Source organism: Rhodococcus sp. NPDC059234 (genome assembly GCF_042754225.1).
Lineage (GTDB): Bacteria > Actinomycetota > Actinomycetes > Mycobacteriales > Mycobacteriaceae > Rhodococcus_G.
The window spans coordinates 1-15,204 of record NZ_JBHZAH010000029.1 but is presented as its reverse complement, the minus strand read 5'-3'; the positions used below and the strand labels follow the sequence as shown (position 1 = coordinate 15,204).

Below are 15,204 nucleotides of genomic sequence, written 5' to 3'. Positions count from 1 at the left end.
CGACTAGGCCTGCTTCTCGGCGTCCGCGACGTCCGCGGGAGCCTCGGCGAGCTTCGAATCGGCCTCGGCGACAGCCTCACGGGGAGACTCGGGGCCACCCTCGGTGATGACATCGGCGGCGGGCGCGGCGGAGGAGAGCAGCTCCTGCTCCCACTCGGCGAGCGGCTCGGCGCCGGCCTCGGGCTTCGCGTCGTCCGCGGAACCGCGGCCCGCGCGGGCCTGCAGGCCCTCGGCCACGGCGGAGGCGACGACCTTGGTCAGCAGCGCGGCCGAACGGATCGCGTCGTCGTTGCCCGGGATCGGGTAGTCGACGAGGTCGGGATCGCAGTTGGTGTCCAGGATCGCGATGACCGGGATGTTCAGCTTGCGAGCCTCGGAGACCGCGAGGTGCTCCTTGTTGGTGTCGACGACCCAGATGGCCGACGGAACCTTGCCCATGTCCCGGATACCGCCGAGGGTGCGGTCCAGCTTGGTCATCTCACGCGTGAGCATGAGGATTTCCTTCTTGGTGCGACCCTCGAAGCCACCGGTCTGCTCCATGGCCTCGAGATCCTTGAGGCGCAGCAGACGCTTGTGGACGGTGGTGAAGTTGGTGAGCATGCCGCCGAGCCAGCGCTGGTTCACGTACGGCATGCCGACGCGGGTGGCCTCTTCGGCGATGGACTCCTGCGCCTGCTTCTTGGTGCCGACGAAGAGCACGGTGCCGCCGTGGGCGACGGTCTCCTTGACGAACTCGTACGCCTTGTCGATGTACGTCAGGGTCTGCTGCAGGTCGATGATGTAGATGCCGTTGCGGTCCGTGAGGATGAAACGCTTCATCTTCGGGTTCCAGCGACGGGTCTGATGCCCGAAGTGGGTACCACTGTCGAGCATCTGCTTCATGGTGACGACAGCCATGGCTGTGTACCTCTTTCATTGCCGGTTGACGCAGGCGGTCGGGTGACCCCTGCCCTGGCGTCCGCCAGCCCTCGGACCTGCACGAATGCAGGACCAGCCGAAGGCCGATAGTTCTTGCGCGGACGCGCGAAGTCGGACTGCGCGAACACAGACCGCGTGTCGAGTGTACGGGTTGGAACTGGCAGGTCATAACCGGTGGTCGGACGCCTGTGGATGGCGGTCCGGACCGTCCACAGATCGCGGCGGCGGGGTTCCGTGGCCGCCGCGACTGCCGGAGCGTGGAGGAATGCGACTACCGGCCGTGCTCGGGTTGACCGCCCTGCTGCTGGCCGCCGCGCCGGCCGGCGTCGCCGCTCCCGTCTCCGGGTTCGACTGGCCGCTGCGACCGCGACCGGCGGTCGCGCGGCCGTTCGACCCTCCCGAACACGACTGGCTGCCCGGTCACCGCGGCGTGGACCTCGCCGGCGGCGACGGCCAGCCGGTACTGGCCGCGGGCGACGGGCTGGTCGCCTTCGCGGGGACGATCGCGGGCAAGCCGGTCGTCTCGGTCGACCACGCCGGCGGCCTGCGCACGACCTACGAGCCGGTGCGGGCGTCGGTCCGCCCCGGGCAGCGGGTCGGACGCGGAAGTGTCCTCGGCACCCTCGAACCGGGACACCCGGACTGCCCTGCCGCGTGCCTGCACTGGGGCGTGCGTCGCGGCCGCGAGTACCTCGACCCGCTCGGGCTGGTCCGGGCGGCGCCGGTGCGGCTCAAACCCCTGCACCCCGCGGCCCTGCCGGGGCCCGGATGATCAGGCGCGCGGGTGGGCCTGGTCGTGCACCGCCCGCAGGCGGGCGACCGAGACGTGCGTGTAGAGCTGGGTGGTCGCGAGGCTGGTGTGCCCGAGCAGTTCCTGGACCACCCGCAGGTCGGCGCCGCCCTCGAGCAGGTGGGTGGCGGCGGAGTGCCGAAGCCCGTGCGGCGCCAGGCTCGGTGCACCCGGCACCGCGTCGAGCACCTCGTGCACCACCGAGCGGGCCTGTCGCTGGTCGAGCCGCCTGCCCCGCTTGCCGAGCAGCAGCGCGGCCCCCGACTCCGGGGTCACCAGGGCGGGGCGCCCGGAGCGCAGCCAGGCGTCGAGTGCCTCGGCGGCCGGACCGCCGAACGGGACGCTGCGCTCCTTGTTGCCCTTGCCCAGCACCCGCAGCACCCGGCGGTCGTGGTCGACGTCGCCGAGGTCGAGCCCGCACAGCTCGCCGACGCGAATCCCGGTCGCGTACAACAGCTCCACGATCAACCGGTCCCGCACGGCGACCGGATCGAGCTGGGCTGCTCCGGATTCGGCGGCGGCCATCGCCTCGGCGGCCTGCCCCTGACGCAGCACCGCGGGCAGCGCGCGGTGCGACTTCGGCGAGGCGAGCCGGATGCCGGGGTCCCGGCCGATCCGGCGGGTACGGGCCAGCCAGGCGGTGAAGGTCCGCGCGGCAGCGGTCCGCCGGGCCAGGGTGCTGCGCGCTACGCCCGACGCCGCCTGGGCGGCCAGCCACGCCCGCATCGCCCGCAGGTCCAGATCGTCGAGCCCCGCCTCGGGAGTGGCTGCCGCCAGGTGCCCGAGCAGCGAACGCGCGTCGGCGATGTAGGCGCGCACGGTGTGTTCGGAACGACCGCGTTCGAGCCGCAGATGCTCGGCGTACGCGTCCAGTTGCTCGGCGAGCCGACGGGGCAACTCGTCGTGTGCCCCTGCCGCCGCGTCCGATGCCATGGGACGAAGATTGTCTCCGGAACTGGAATAAATCAAGCATCCGCGCCGCTGGGTCCACATGTGACCCGAGCTGTTTCGATTCCCATGCTGCTGGCCCTCGCACTGCTCTCCGCGATCGCTCCACTCGCCACCGACATGTACCTTCCCGGGTTGCCCGCCCTCGGCGACGACCTGGGGACCACGACCTCGACGGTCCAGCTGACCCTGACGACCTTCATGGCCGGGCTCGGGATCGGCCAGTTGGTGGTCGGACCCCTCTCCGACGGCTGGGGCCGGCGCAAGCTGCTGCTCGGCGGCACGGTCGCGTTCGCGATCAGCGGCGTCCTGTGTGCGCTCGCCCCGTCTGCGGAGGTGCTGATCGCCGCGCGGCTGCTGCAGGGCCTGAGCGGCGGCGCGGCGATCGTGCTGGCCCGCGCGGTGATCGCCGACCGCGCCACGGGCGACCTCGCCGCGAAACTGTTCTCGATCATGATGATCATCGGCGGCGTCGCCCCCGTCGTGGCCCCGTTGCTCGGCGGCGCGCTGCTCGGTCCGATCGGCTGGCGCGGGATCTTCTGGGTGCTCACCGGCGCCGGGGTCCTGATGGTCGTCGGCGTGGCGGCGCTGATCCCGGAGACCCTGCCGACCGAACGGCGGCACGGCGGCGGCCTGACCGCGCTGGTCCGCAACGTGCGGTACGTGGTCGGCAACCGCAGCTACGTGGGGTACGCCCTGACCTTCATGTTCGGCTTCGGGGCGCTCTTCTCCTACATCTCCGCCTCGCCCTTCGTCGTGCAGGACGTCCTCGGTCTCACGCCGGGCCAGTTCTCGATCGTGTTCGGGGTGAACTCGATGGGCATCGTCGGCGGCAGCATCGTCAACACCAGGCTGATCGGCCACTTCCACGCCCGCCAGCTGCTGACCTTCGGCGTGCTGATGTTGCTGACCGCGGGGACGCTCCTGACGCTCGAGGTGACCGTCGGCGGCGCGCACCGCTGGGTGGTGCTGCCGCTGCTGTTCGTGACCACCACCGCGATCGGCTTCGTCATGGGCAACGCCACCGCGCTCGGACAGTCGGAGGTGTCGCAGGCGGCGGGCACCGGGTCGGCGCTGATGGGCGCCGGCCAGTTCGGCCTGGCCGCCCTGGTCTCACCGTTGGTCGGCGGCTCCGCGACGGGCATGGCGACGAGCATCCTGGTCTGCGCGGCGATCGCGGTGACCGCGCTGCTCACGCTCACCCGACGGGCCGTCGACGCCCCGCGGACCAGGGTCACGGAACCGGCGTCCGTCTAGCCGGCCGCGGGCCTCGGTCGGCGGGCCTAGCCAACAGCGGGCCCCGGTGCTTGGGTTGACGTCAGGGGCGGATCCCGTGTGAGGAGCCTTGTCATGGCCAAGCCGTTCAGAGGTGTCGTCAACCTGGACATTCGCGACTCGATCCCCGATTGGAGTCCGTACGAGCAGCCGAAGGCGCCGCCTGGCTCGCCGAACGTGCTGTACATCGTGCTCGACGACGTGGGATTCGGCGCGCTGGGTTGCTACGGCGGGCCCATCGACACTCCTCACATCGACCGGATCGCCGCGAACGGGCTGCGCTACGGCCAGTGGCACACCACGGCGCTGTGTTCGCCGACACGCTCCTGCCTGCTCACCGGCCGCAACCACACCACCAACGGCATGGCCTGCATCAGCGAGGCCGCGGTCGGTTTCCCCGGAGCCAACGGGCACATCCCGCAGGAGTGCGCCACCCTCGCCGAGATCCTGGTCGAGCGCGGGTTCAGCACCGCGATGGTCGGCAAGTGGCACCTGTGCGCAGCCGACGAGATGAATCTGGCCTCCACCAAGGCGAACTGGCCTGTCGGCCGAGGCTTCGAGCGTTTCTACGGTTTCCTCGGGGCCGAGACGAACCAGTGGTACCCGGACCTGGTGCACGACAACCACCCGGTCGAGCAGCCGGCCACGCCCGATCAGGGCTACCACTTCGGCGTCGACATCACCGACCGGGCCATCGAGTACATCGACGACGTCAAGGCGATCGCACCGGATCGGCCGGTGTTCCTGTACTACGCACCGGGCTGTGCGCACGCACCCCATCACGTGCCGCGCGAATGGGCCGATCGCTACCGGGGCAGGTTCGACGAGGGCTACGAGGCGATGCGCGAACGGACCCTCGCCCGACAGAAGGGGATGGGTCTCGTCCCGCAGGACGCCGAACTGCCGCCGCTCAACCCGATCGGCACCCCCGAGAACCGCACGGGACCCGGGGGGCAGCCGTTCCCGCCGCTGGACTTCACCCGACCCTGGGACACCCTGTCCGACAACGAGAAACGGCTCTTCGCCCGGATGGCCGAGGTGTACGCGGGATTCCTGTCACACTGCGACGACCAGATCGGCCGCCTCCTGGCCTACCTCGAGGACATCGACCAACTCGACAACACCATCGTCGTGCTGGTCTCCGACAACGGCGCCAGCGGCGAGGGCGGTCCCAACGGCTCGGTGAACGAGAACAAACTCTTCAACGGGGTCGCTGACGATCTAGCCGAGAACATGGCCATGATCGACGAGCTGGGCGGCACGAGGACCTACAACCACTATCCGAACGGGTGGGCGATGGCGTTCAACACCCCGTTCAAGATGTGGAAGCGCTACTCGTTCAACGGCGGTACCTGCGATCCGTGCATCCTGTCCTGGCCGGCCGGGATCGCCGCGCGCGGCGAGACCCGGGACCAGTACCACCACGCCGTCGACATCGTGCCGACGTTGCTCGACTGCCTCGGCGTCGAACTCCCGGACACGGTCAAGGGCTACACCCAGCATCCGATCCAGGGCCTGAGCATGCGCTACAGCTTCGACCACGGCGCCATCCCGACCGCCAAGCACACCCAGTTCTACTCGATGCTCGGCACCCGGGGCATCTGGCACGACGGCTGGAAGGCGGTCACCACCCATCCGGCGATCAGCGGTTGGAGCCACTTCCCCGACGACACCTGGGAGCTCTACCACACCGACACCGATCGCACGGAGCTGCACGACCTCGCCACCGCCGAACCCGGACGGCTCGCCGAACTGATCGGACTGTGGTTCCACGAGGCGGGCGCGAACCAGGCCTACCCTCTCGACGACCGCTCCCCGGTCGAGATCCTGACGACCCCGCGCCCGCGACTCGCGCCGCCGCGCAACCGCTACGTCTATCGCCCCGGCCGAGCCGAGGTGCCCGAGACCGTCGCGGTCAGCTTCCGCAACAGGTCGTACTCGATCGGAGCGCTCGTCGACCTGCCCGGACCCGGTTCGGCCGGTGTGCTCTTCGCACAGGGCAGCCGGTTCGGCGGGCACGCGCTCTACGTCAAGGACAACCGCCTGCACTACGTCTACAACTTCGTCGGCAGCGAGGAACAGCGGATCAGCGCGACCGCGGACCTTCCCGAGGGCGACAACCTGATCCTGGCCGCTTCCTTCGACAAGGAGGGTGAGGATCCGCCCGGAACGGCCCGCGGCCTGCTCAGCCTGTACTACGGGGACCGGAAGGTCGGCGAGGGCCGAATCCGAACCCAGGCCGGCACGTTCGGGCTTGCAGGCGCAGGCCTCACCGTTGGCAGAAGCGGCGCCGAGGCGATCACCGACGACTACCCCGGCAGCACCCCGTTCGAGTTCACCGGCGGGACGCTGGACCGGGTGGCGGTCGACGTGAGCGGCGAACCCTTCGTCGACCTCGAACGGGAGGCCGCCGCGATGCTCTCCCGCGAGTGACGGCATGGCCACGTCGGCTCCGCCTCCGCGACGGCGGGGGCGGAGCCAGCGGACCCGAGTGCGTGGCGGGGGCGGCCGGCGCGGTGGGACCGAATTCCGTCGACTGCGGACGCCGCGAGCCGCGGCGGTGGCCGGGATCGCCTTCGGGGCGCTCTTCGCGACGAGCATCGTCCTGCTGGGCACCTCGCTACCCGCCGACACCGCCACCCCGTGGGTTCACAACGGCTCCCGAATCGCCGCCGCCCTGACGCTTGCGCCGCTCGCCGGGATCGCGTTCCTGTGGTTCCTCGGTGTCCTCCGCGACCGGCTCGGCACCTTCGAAGATCGCTTCTTTGCGACAGTCGCTCTCGGCAGCGGCCTGCTGTTCCTGGCGACGACCTTCACCTCGATGGCGCTCGCCGGCGGGATTCTCGCCGTCTCCCGTGACGTGGACTCCGGCCGCGACGGGACCGTCACCCTGGGCCGGATAGTGATGCTGCACCTCAACAACGTCTACGGGGTGCGCATGGCGGGCGTGTTCATGATCTCGCTCGGAACTATCTGGCTACGCACCGGACTGATGCCTCGATGGCTGGCGATCGCCACCTACCTGCTCGCGCTGACCCTGCTGGTCGTGGTCAGCTTCAGCTTCTGGGTAACCCTGATCTTTCCGGTGTGGGCGGTGGTGATCAGCGTGTACGTACTCACCAGCCCGACGTCCTCGCCGGGAGCCGAAGCCGTCTAGCCCACACTCTCCGATGCGGCGAGGTCGGACTTCCAGACCCGGAAGCCCTCCTCGGTACGCCCGCGTCTCCAGTACCCGGAGATCGACGCCCACTCCGCCGTGACCCCGCGCTCCTTGCGGACGTAGCCGCGCAGTCCGTGCATGACGGCGTGCGCCTCGCCGTGGATGAACACCTGCGGCTGGCCGGGCAGCCACCGGGCGCCGCGCACCGCGGCGACGATCGGCGCGTTGTCGCCGGCGCGGTCGTCGCCGACCTCGTCGGCGCCGCCGCCGCGGTGGATCCAGGTGACGTCGAGGTTCGCCGCGCTACGCAGGTGCACCTCGTCCTCCGGACCGGCGACCTCGAGAAACACGAGGGCGACCGCGCCCGCGGGCAGTGCCTCGACGGCGGACGAGATTGCCGGTAGGGCGGACTCATCGCCCGCGAGCAGGTGCCAGTCCGCATCGGGTCGCGGCGCGTAGGCGCCGCCGGGACCACGCAGCCGGAGGGTCTCGCCCGGCCGAGCGGACGCGGCCCACCGGGCCGCGACGCCCTCGTCGCCGTGCACCACGAAATCGATGGCGATCTCACGCCTCGCGTCGTCGACGCTGCGCACCGTGTACGTGCGCAGCACCGGCGCGTCCTCGGTACCGAACAGCAGCTTGACGTAGGCGTCGGCGTAGTCGTTGGGCACGAACTCGTCGAATCCGGGATCCCCCAGGTGGACCCGAACCAGGTGTGGCGTCAACTGCTCGGTACGCAGGACGGTCAGGGTGACGATCGGACGAGACATCACGGAACCTCCGTTGTCAGCCTTGCCCAACACTACATCGAGTCGATGCTCGCCCACTGGACGGGAGAGCTGACCCCGATCCGCCCCCCGATCGGACGACGACTGGAATACTCCTGACGCGTTGTCGTCGACCACCTTTCATCGTCATCGGAGGAAAATGCACCCCGTTCGCCGCGCCTGTTCCGTCTCTTTGTTGGTCGCCGCCGCGGCCACCGCGGTCGTGGGGTGCTCCTCGTCCGCGCAGGCCGACGACTCCGCCGCAGGTGCGCGGGACTGCGTCGACGCCTCGCTCCCCAACGCGTCCGCCGAGGAACTCGTGGACGTGCTCAAGCCGCAACCGTCCGGACCGGGCGGGGCCGACGACACCTTCCGCGAGCTGGCCGCGCAGTTCGACCAGGGCCGGGACGCCCAGGTCGCCCGCGTGCGCGAGAGCTCGGTCTTCAAGGCGGTCCCGGCGGACGGCGACGCCGCGTTCACCAAGGCGGTGTGCGCGCAGGCCCGCTGGGACGACGTGGTCTCCCCCGACGGCACGGTCCTGGCTACCGCGCGCACGCAGCGGGGCGCGATCGTTGCGGCCGGTCACAACTACTGCGACACCTATGAGCAGCTGCGCCCGTCCGCGGCGTCCAGCGGCGCGTGGTCGGACTGGTCCGGCTACGTGGCGATGATGACCAAGGGAGATCCGGCCGCGGCCGAGGCCGGTCGGCAGGTGTACGACGCCGCGCTCGCGAACATCTGCCCGCAGTTCGGCAAGTAGTCACGGAGCGAGCGAAGCGACGGGGAATGTCGAGGTGGACGGGCGGGTTGGTTCAGCCGCGGCGGAACCAGCCCGTCTCGTCCGACCCGACCAGGCCCTCGAGCTCGAGCACCGGTAGCGCGCCGCGCACCGCCTCGACCGGCACGCCGGATGTCTCCGACAGCTGACGCACGCCGACCGAACCCGATGCGGGAAGGGCCTCGTAGACCAGCGCCGCCTTGCGGGACAGGCCGTCGAGCGGCCGCGCGGGACCCTCCTCCCGCTCCCCCGGACGAATCGGCCCGGCCGCGACTGACACGTCGGCGGCCCGCGAGGCCAGCACGGCCTCGCCGTCGCGGATCATCCGGTGACAGCCCACCGACGAGGCCGAGGTGACCGGCCCGGGGACCGCAAGCACCGGCCTACCGAGCCCGGCGGCCCATGCCGCCGTGTTGCGGGCCCCGCTGCGAACACCCGCCTCGACCACCAACACCGCGTCCGACAACCCCGCGACCAGCCGGTTCCTCGCCAGGAACCGATGCCGCGCCGGGGTGGTTCCGGGCGGGTACTCGCTGAGAACCGCCCCCTCCCTGGCGATCTCGCGCAGCAGTCGCGCGTGCCCCGCCGGGTACGCGCGATCCACCCCGCAGGCGAGCACCGCCACCGTCGGCGCACCCGCGGCGAGCGCCGCCCGATGCGCGGCCCCGTCCACCCCGTACGCCGCACCCGACACCACGGTCCAGCCCTCCCCGGCGAGGTCGTCGACGAACTGCGTGGTCACGTGCTCGCCGTAGCCGGTCGCCGCGCGGGTCCCGACCACCGCGACCGCACGCTCGGTCAACTCCGCCAGCGAGCGACTCCCCAGCGCCCACATCGCCAGCGGCGGAGCACACTCACGGTCCCGGCGCGGGTCCATCGCGTCGAACGCCAGCAACTTCCAGGCCGGCCAGTCCTCGTCGTCGGGCGTGAGCAGACGGCCACCGAGGCGTTCGATCGCCGCGAGGTCGCGTTCGGCGGTGTCCCGGTCGCGCCGGGCGGCGGTGCGCGAGCGCAGCACCTCCGGCAGAGCCGCCTCCCGGACGGCTCGGGCGGCCTCCTCCGGGCCGACCGCCCCGACCAGTTCGACCAGCGGGGCACACGGTCCCAGCGCCGCCTGCGACAGGTAGGCCCAGGCGGCCAGGCGCGGGTTCACTCACCCCTCCGGTCGCGATACTCGAGCGCGGTGCCGACCTGGTCCTCGCCGGGCACGGTCAGTCCGGACAGGTCGGCGAGGGTCCACGCCACGCGGAGCGCACGGTCGGCGCCGCGGGCCGTGATCTGCCCCTCCCGCAGTGCCCGCTCGAGCGGCGCGAGCGCCGCGCGAGCGAGTCGGAAGCGTTGCCGCAGAATCGGTCCCGGCACCTCCGCGTTGGTGCGCCAGCCGTAGTCGCTCCATCGCTCCACGGCGGTCGTCCGCGCCCGCGCCACCCGGTCCCGGACGGTCGCGGTCGACTCCGCCACCTCGCCGTTCAGCGCGCCGACGGACAGCGCATGCATCCGCACCCGCAGATCCACCCGGTCCATCAGCGGTCCCGACAGCTTGCCGAGGTAGCGGCGCCGGGCGGTCGGGGCGCAGATGCAGTCCACCTCCCGTGGCGGTGCGCACGGGCAGGGGTTCGCCGCGAGAACGAGTTGGAAGCGGGCCGGGTAACACGCCACCCCGTCCCGGCGGGCGATCCGGACCTCCCCGTCCTCGAGCGGTGTGCGCAGCGCCTCGAGCGCCTTGACTCCCAGTTCCGCGCACTCGTCGAGGAAGAGGACGCCGCGGTGGGCCCGGCTGACCGCGCCGGGCCGGGCCATCCCCGAGCCGCCGCCGACCAGCGCACTGATCGAGCAGGAATGGTGCGGAGCGACGAACGGCGGTTCGGTGATCAGCGGCCGTTCGGTGGTCAGGAGTCCGGCGACCGAGTGGATCGCCGTCACCTCCAGCGACTCCCGCTCGCTCAGCGGCGGCAGCACACCCGGAAGTCGTTGGGCGAGCATGGTCTTGCCGATGCCGGGCGGTCCGGTGAGCATCAGGTGGTGCGCCCCTGCGGCGGCGACCTCGAGCGCCAGCCGGGCCTCGGCCTGACCCGCGACCTCGCTCAGGTCCGCCACCGCGACCGTCGGGGCCCGGTCCATCGGGCCGGGTGCGGTCAGCATCAGTTCCCCACGCAGCCACTCGATCACCTCCCGCAGATCGCGGGCACCGAGGACGTCGATCCCCGCGACTAGACCCGCCTCGGGCAACGCGGCGTGCGGCACCACCACGCACGACCAGCCCGCATTCTTCGCCGCGAGCACCGCCGGCAGCACTCCGCGGACCGTCCGCAGGCGACCGTCGAGAGCGAGCTCGCCTAGCAGCACCGACTTGTCGAGGTCCCCGGTCGGCACCTTGGCGTCCGCCGCTAGCACCGCACACGCCAGCGCCAGGTCGTAGGCACTGCCGCCCTTGGGCAGCGTCGCGGGCGAGAGCGCCAGGATCACCCGCGAATCCGGCCACTTCTCACCCGAATTGGTCACCGCGGCACGCACCCGGTCCCGGGACTCCTGCAACGCCGTGTCCGGCAGCCCGACCAGATGCACCCCGGGCAGCCCCCGACCGAGATCCGCCTCGATCTCGACCAGTTGCCCCTCGACCCCGCGCACCGCCACCGAGTGCGCCCGCCCCAACGTCATCAGAACACCGCCTCGAGGTGCACGAGCTCCGGTTCCCGGCCCGGCTCGACGACGATGGACACCACGTCGAAGCGCACCCGCGCCCAGCCCCGCGACTGCTCGCGCAACCACAGTCCGGCGAGCCGCCGGATCCGGGACTGCTTGACGAAGGTCACCGCCTCGGCCGGCGTCCCGTAGCCGCGGCCCGATCGGGTCTTGACCTCCACGAACACCACCGCCTCGCCGTCCCGCGCGATAACGTCCAGCTCGCCGTACCGGCACCGCCAATTGCGTTCCAGCACGGTCATTCCCAGCCCAACGAGATGCTCGACGGCCAGGTCCTCGCCCCGTGCGCCCAACTCCAGGTTTCGCGCCATGGGTCGACCATGCGCCCCCACCACGACTCGCCCGCACGATCGTCCTGGGGTTTCGCGCGGCCTGTGGACGGATTCGACCCTGTGGACAAACCGACAGGGACCCGGTCGACCTACCGCGACAGACCGCGGCGCTGCAGGTCACTCCTTCCCGCCGAGCTCGGGATGACCCGAGACCGGCTGTGCCGATCCCAGGAGGGTTCAGTCGCTCCTCGATCTCGTCGGTCGCCGGCTCGTCGAACACGACCAGTCGGTGATCGACGACCCGGCGGGGCCACACCGCGGGAAGTGTCGCGCCACCTGTCCCACCCGCCGTCTACCCTCGACCGGGTGAGTTCCGAGAAGATGCTGGCGCGGATCGGTGGCCTGCTGCGGCAGGCCGAGTCCACCACCAACCCGCACGAGGCGCAGGCGTTCATGGAGGCCGCGCAGCGCATCGCGACCGCGACGTCCATCGACCTCGCGGTGGCCCGCTCGCACACCTCGCAGCGCGAGCGCCGCGCGACACCGGTGCAGCGCTCGATCCGGATCGGCGAGACCGGCAAGAAGGGTCTTCGCACCTACGTGCACCTGTTCGTTTCGATCGCCGCCGCCAACGATGTCCAGTGCGACGTCGCGCACAATTCCACCCAGGTCTTCGCCTACGGCTTCGACACCGACATCGACGCCAGCGAGGCGCTGTACTCGAGTCTGCTGATGCAGATGGTCCGGGCCTCGGACGCGTTCATCCGCTCGGGCGCGCACCGGCCCGTCGCCGGCGTCACCGCCCGGCTGAACTTCCAGCTGGCGTTCGCCGCACGGATCGGCGAGCGGCTGGCCACCGCGAAACGCGAGGCGGAGGCGGACGCGATCAGCGCGGACCGACCCGACCCCGCGGCCGAGCCCACCGGCACCGCACTCGTGTTGCGCGACAAGCAGATCGAACTTTCCGATTTCTACCGGCAGACCTCACAGGCCCGCGGCACGTGGCGCGGGGCCAAGGCCACGGTCGCACCGTCCGCCAAGTCACGACGCGCAGGCGACCGGGCCGGCCGCGACGCGCGCCTGGGCAACTCCCCCGAGCTGCCCGCCGCCCGCAGCCAACTCGTATGAGTGCCCGGGACGCTCAGCGCTCGCGTGTCTACGAGGCGGAGTCCGTGGTGCGCCGGATCTTCGACCGCGCGGACGCGGGTACCGGCCGCCAGCTCGAGCTGTTCGGTTCCCGGATCACCTTGCCTACCGAGCGCAAGTTCGCCTCCGCCGAGTCGGTACAGGACTACGCCGACCGCGTGCTCGCGCTGAACTGGGTGCGGGTCCGCTGGCCCGAGGCGGCTACCCCGCTCAACGTCCGGGTCCGCGCCGGCGCCACCGCCGCGCACTACGAGCCCGACAGCGCGACCCTCGCCATCCCCGTGCACCGACGGGACGCGGCGTGGGCACTGCGCGAGCTGGTCGTCCTGCACGAGATCGCGCACCACCTCGAGCCCACCGGCGCCGACCTGGCGCCGCACGGCCCCGAGTTCGTCGAGCGTTACCTCACCCTGGTCGAGGAGATTCTCGGCGGCGAGACCGCGTTCGTGCTGCGCACGACCATGGCCGAGAACGGCGTCCGGTTCGGCTGAGCGTCAGTCGCCGAACGGGCCGTTCTCGGGCAGGCGCAGGTCGGACTTCTCGAGCTCCTCGATGTTCACGTCCTTGAACGTGATCACCCGAACGTGCTTGACGAACCGGGCCGGGCGGTACATGTCCCACACCCAGGCGTCGGCCATCCGCACCTCGAAGTAGATCTCGCCGTCCGCGTTGTGTGGGACCAGTTCCACCGAATTCGCAAGGTAGAAGCGGCGTTCGGTCTCGACGACGTAGGCGAACTGGCCGACGATGTCCTTGTACTCACGGTAGAGCGAGAGCTCCATCTCCGTTTCGTACTTCTCGAGATCTTCGGCACTCATCGGTTTCGCCGTCCTCCTGCTCTGCGCTGAATCAACACCATTGCTGTACCAGCGTCACTTGTGAACACACATCATCGCGCACCGACCGCCGCGCTGTACATCTCGCCCACCCCCGGCCGGTCGGCCAGCGGGTCGGCGCGACCGGCGTCGCGTTGCGCCGCCGCGGCCCGCACGTTCGCGTACGACATCCGATGCTCGCGGCTCGGGCCGAGCGCGGCCATCGCGGCGGTGTGCACGGCCGTGCTGTACCCCTTGTGCCCGGCGAACCCGTAGCCGGGCAACTGCCGGTCGAGGTCGACCATCGTGCGGTCCCGGGAGACCTTCGCCAGCACGCTGGCCGCGGCGATGCATGCGGCGGCCGCGTCGCCACCGATCACCGGGAGCGACGGCGCGGGCAGCCCCGGGACCCGAAACCCGTCCGTGAGAACGTATCCCGGCACCGCGGACAGTCCGGCAACCGCGCGCCGCATGCCCTCGATGTTCGCGACGTGCACACCGAGCGAGTCCACCTCCCACGCCGGGATCTCCACGATGCACCAGGCCCGGGCCAGCCGCTGGATGGTGGGAAACAGTTCCTCACGGACCCGCTCGGTGAGCCGCTTGGAGTCGTCGAGTCCCTCCAGGGCCCGGTGCGGCTTCGGCCCGAGCACGCACGCGGCGACCACCAGCGGGCCGGCGCACGCGCCCCGGCCCGCCTCGTCCACCCCCGCGACCGGACCGAGCCCGGTCCGGATCAGCGCAGACTCCATCGTCCGCAGTCCGGCGGCTCTGCGAATGATCGTCCGTGGTGGCCAGGTACTCACGTTCTGGTGGCGCTCAGTTGCTCTGTGGATTGGGGGACGAGATCGTGCCCCACCGCGACGGCGGCAGGACGATCGCGACGGCCTTGCCGATCACGTTGTCGACCGGCACGCTTCCGTTGTACTCGTCACCGATGTGGTAGCGCGAGTCCGCCGAATTGCTGCGGTTGTCGCCCATCACCCACAGGTTCCCCTCGGGAACGGTGAACGGCCCGAAGCAGCGCCCCGACTTGGGCAACGTCTCGCAGGTCTGCACGCCGGGGGTGAACGGGAAGTCGTTGACGACGTAGGGCTCGGTGAGCGGTTTGCCGTCGACCAGGATCCGGCCCTGACTGTCGCAGCACTCGACCTTCTGGCCGCCTGTCGCGATAACGCGCTTGACCAGGTCGTTCTCGTCCGGGGGCACCAGGCCGACCAGCGAACCGAACTCCTGCAGACCGCGGACGACGACATTGGAGGAGCGGGTGGAGTGGAACTCGGCGTTCCAGGAGTCGGGTCCCTTGAAGACGACGACATCGCCGGGCTGCGGGTCGCCGAAGTGATAGCTGATCTTCTCGACCAGGATCCGGTCGCCGGTGCAGCCGGCGCAGCCGTGCAGGGTGGGTTCCATCGACTCGGACGGAATCAGGTACACCCGCGCGATGAAGGTCTGGAGCAGAAAGCTCATCAGCAGCGCGACGACTATGAGTATGGGGAGTTCCCGCCAGAACGAGCGGGGTTTCTTCTTGGGCCTCTCCGACTTCGAGTCGGGGCCATCGGCGCCGGCGGCCGGCGTCGTCGATTCCTGCGGGGTATCTACCACCGGATCAGGTTAGCCCGGCCCCGGAAC

16 protein-coding genes are annotated in these 15,204 nt (G+C 70.8%); 7 read left to right on the top strand and 9 right to left on the bottom strand.

The window, feature by feature from the left end:
* Nucleotides 1-3: 3 nt before the first annotated feature.
* The gene (rpsB, locus tag ACFXGJ_RS09135; RefSeq protein WP_378618032.1) at nt 4-897 is read right to left on the bottom strand and encodes a 30S ribosomal protein S2; all 894 of its coding nucleotides are present in this window, start codon (nt 895-897) and stop codon (nt 4-6) included.
* 286 nt (nt 898-1,183) lie between these two features.
* Between rpsB and ACFXGJ_RS09130 the strand changes: the two genes are divergently transcribed.
* Complete coding sequence (locus ACFXGJ_RS09130) at nt 1,184-1,690, top strand: M23 family metallopeptidase (protein WP_378618031.1); 507 nt, start codon at nt 1,184-1,186, stop codon at nt 1,688-1,690.
* On the opposite strand, the gene ACFXGJ_RS09125 is transcribed toward ACFXGJ_RS09130, so the two are convergent.
* Nucleotides 1,691-2,641, bottom strand: coding sequence for a tyrosine recombinase XerC (locus ACFXGJ_RS09125; RefSeq protein WP_378618030.1), 951 nt, complete (start codon nt 2,639-2,641; stop codon nt 1,691-1,693).
* Between the two features lie 84 nt (nt 2,642-2,725).
* On the opposite strand from ACFXGJ_RS09125, the gene ACFXGJ_RS09120 reads away from it, so the two are divergent.
* From ACFXGJ_RS09120 to ACFXGJ_RS09110, 3 genes are all read left to right on the top strand, one after another.
* Entirely contained in the window at nt 2,726-3,913 is a 1,188-nt protein-coding gene (locus tag ACFXGJ_RS09120; RefSeq protein ID WP_378618029.1) for a multidrug effflux MFS transporter, read from the top strand.
* A gap of 93 nt (nt 3,914-4,006) precedes the next feature.
* Nucleotides 4,007-6,364, top strand: coding sequence for an arylsulfatase (locus ACFXGJ_RS09115; RefSeq protein ID WP_378618028.1), 2,358 nt, complete (start codon nt 4,007-4,009; stop codon nt 6,362-6,364).
* Between the two features lie 58 nt (nt 6,365-6,422).
* Nucleotides 6,423-7,088: a hypothetical protein gene (locus ACFXGJ_RS09110; RefSeq protein ID WP_378618027.1), complete on the top strand. Its 666-nt coding sequence runs from the start codon at nt 6,423-6,425 to the stop codon at nt 7,086-7,088.
* On the opposite strand, the gene ACFXGJ_RS09105 is transcribed toward ACFXGJ_RS09110, so the two are convergent.
* Entirely contained in the window at nt 7,085-7,861 is a 777-nt protein-coding gene (locus tag ACFXGJ_RS09105) for a siderophore-interacting protein (RefSeq protein ID WP_378618026.1), read from the bottom strand. The two genes, ACFXGJ_RS09110 and ACFXGJ_RS09105, sit on opposite strands and share 4 nt — an antisense overlap.
* A 193-nt stretch (nt 7,862-8,054) precedes the next feature.
* On the opposite strand from ACFXGJ_RS09105, the gene ACFXGJ_RS09100 reads away from it, so the two are divergent.
* Nucleotides 8,055-8,618, top strand: coding sequence for a hypothetical protein (locus tag ACFXGJ_RS09100; protein WP_378618025.1), 564 nt, complete (start codon nt 8,055-8,057; stop codon nt 8,616-8,618).
* A 52-nt stretch (nt 8,619-8,670) separates the two neighbouring features.
* On the opposite strand, the gene dprA is transcribed toward ACFXGJ_RS09100, so the two are convergent.
* The 3 genes from dprA to ACFXGJ_RS09085 are packed head-to-tail and all read right to left on the bottom strand — an operon-like array spanning nt 8,671 to nt 11,650.
* Nucleotides 8,671-9,789, bottom strand: a complete 1,119-nt coding sequence (gene dprA, locus ACFXGJ_RS09095) for a DNA-processing protein DprA (RefSeq protein WP_378618024.1) — start codon at nt 9,787-9,789, stop codon at nt 8,671-8,673.
* Complete coding sequence (locus ACFXGJ_RS09090; RefSeq protein ID WP_378618023.1) at nt 9,786-11,294, bottom strand: YifB family Mg chelatase-like AAA ATPase; 1,509 nt, start codon at nt 11,292-11,294, stop codon at nt 9,786-9,788. Before ACFXGJ_RS09090 ends, dprA begins: the two co-directional genes overlap by 4 nt.
* Nucleotides 11,294-11,650, bottom strand: a complete 357-nt coding sequence (locus ACFXGJ_RS09085; protein WP_378618022.1) for a YraN family protein — start codon at nt 11,648-11,650, stop codon at nt 11,294-11,296. The genes ACFXGJ_RS09090 and ACFXGJ_RS09085 overlap by 1 nt, the downstream gene beginning before the upstream one ends.
* A 327-nt stretch (nt 11,651-11,977) precedes the next feature.
* Here ACFXGJ_RS09085 and ACFXGJ_RS09080 point away from each other — a divergent pair, with 327 nt between their 5' ends.
* Together ACFXGJ_RS09080 and ACFXGJ_RS09075 are read left to right on the top strand one after the other, a co-directional pair.
* On the top strand, nt 11,978-12,739 hold the full coding sequence (locus tag ACFXGJ_RS09080) for a DUF2786 domain-containing protein (protein WP_378618021.1): 762 nt from the start codon (nt 11,978-11,980) through the stop codon (nt 12,737-12,739).
* Nucleotides 12,736-13,248 carry a TIGR04338 family metallohydrolase gene (locus tag ACFXGJ_RS09075; RefSeq protein WP_378618020.1) on the top strand — a complete coding sequence of 171 codons (513 nt, stop codon included), beginning with the start codon at nt 12,736-12,738 and terminating at the stop codon, nt 13,246-13,248. The genes ACFXGJ_RS09080 and ACFXGJ_RS09075 overlap by 4 nt, the downstream gene beginning before the upstream one ends.
* Before the next feature lie 3 nt (nt 13,249-13,251).
* Here ACFXGJ_RS09075 and ACFXGJ_RS09070 read toward each other — a convergent pair whose 3' ends face one another.
* The 3 genes from ACFXGJ_RS09070 to lepB all read right to left on the bottom strand — a co-directional run bounded on the left by ACFXGJ_RS09070 (nt 13,252) and on the right by lepB (nt 15,177).
* Entirely contained in the window at nt 13,252-13,575 is a 324-nt protein-coding gene (locus ACFXGJ_RS09070) for a DUF2469 domain-containing protein (RefSeq protein WP_378618019.1), read from the bottom strand.
* A gap of 71 nt (nt 13,576-13,646) precedes the next feature.
* Nucleotides 13,647-14,378 carry a ribonuclease HII gene (locus ACFXGJ_RS09065; protein ID WP_378618018.1) on the bottom strand — a complete coding sequence of 244 codons (732 nt, stop codon included), beginning with the start codon at nt 14,376-14,378 and terminating at the stop codon, nt 13,647-13,649.
* Between the two features lie 13 nt (nt 14,379-14,391).
* Nucleotides 14,392-15,177, bottom strand: a complete 786-nt coding sequence (lepB, locus tag ACFXGJ_RS09060; protein WP_378618017.1) for a signal peptidase I — start codon at nt 15,175-15,177, stop codon at nt 14,392-14,394.
* Nucleotides 15,178-15,204: the final 27 nt, after the last annotated feature.

Excerpts from the sequence above, each read along its gene's own strand:
- rpsB (WP_378618032.1), bottom strand. The coding sequence starts at position 897 with ATGGCTGTCGTCACCATGAAGCAGATGCTCGACAGTGGTACCCACTTC.
- ACFXGJ_RS09130 (WP_378618031.1), top strand. The coding sequence starts at position 1,184 with ATGCGACTACCGGCCGTGCTCGGGTTGACCGCCCTGCTGCTGGCCGCC.
- ACFXGJ_RS09125 (WP_378618030.1), bottom strand. The coding sequence starts at position 2,641 with ATGGCATCGGACGCGGCGGCAGGGGCACACGACGAGTTGCCCCGTCGG.
- ACFXGJ_RS09120 (WP_378618029.1), top strand. The coding sequence starts at position 2,726 with ATGCTGCTGGCCCTCGCACTGCTCTCCGCGATCGCTCCACTCGCCACC.
- ACFXGJ_RS09115 (WP_378618028.1), top strand. The coding sequence starts at position 4,007 with ATGGCCAAGCCGTTCAGAGGTGTCGTCAACCTGGACATTCGCGACTCG.
- ACFXGJ_RS09105 (WP_378618026.1), bottom strand. The coding sequence starts at position 7,861 with ATGTCTCGTCCGATCGTCACCCTGACCGTCCTGCGTACCGAGCAGTTG.
- ACFXGJ_RS09090 (WP_378618023.1), bottom strand. The coding sequence starts at position 11,294 with ATGACGTTGGGGCGGGCGCACTCGGTGGCGGTGCGCGGGGTCGAGGGG.
- ACFXGJ_RS09085 (WP_378618022.1), bottom strand. The coding sequence starts at position 11,650 with ATGGCGCGAAACCTGGAGTTGGGCGCACGGGGCGAGGACCTGGCCGTC.
- ACFXGJ_RS09075 (WP_378618020.1), top strand. The coding sequence starts at position 12,736 with ATGAGTGCCCGGGACGCTCAGCGCTCGCGTGTCTACGAGGCGGAGTCC.
- ACFXGJ_RS09070 (WP_378618019.1), bottom strand. The coding sequence starts at position 13,575 with ATGAGTGCCGAAGATCTCGAGAAGTACGAAACGGAGATGGAGCTCTCG.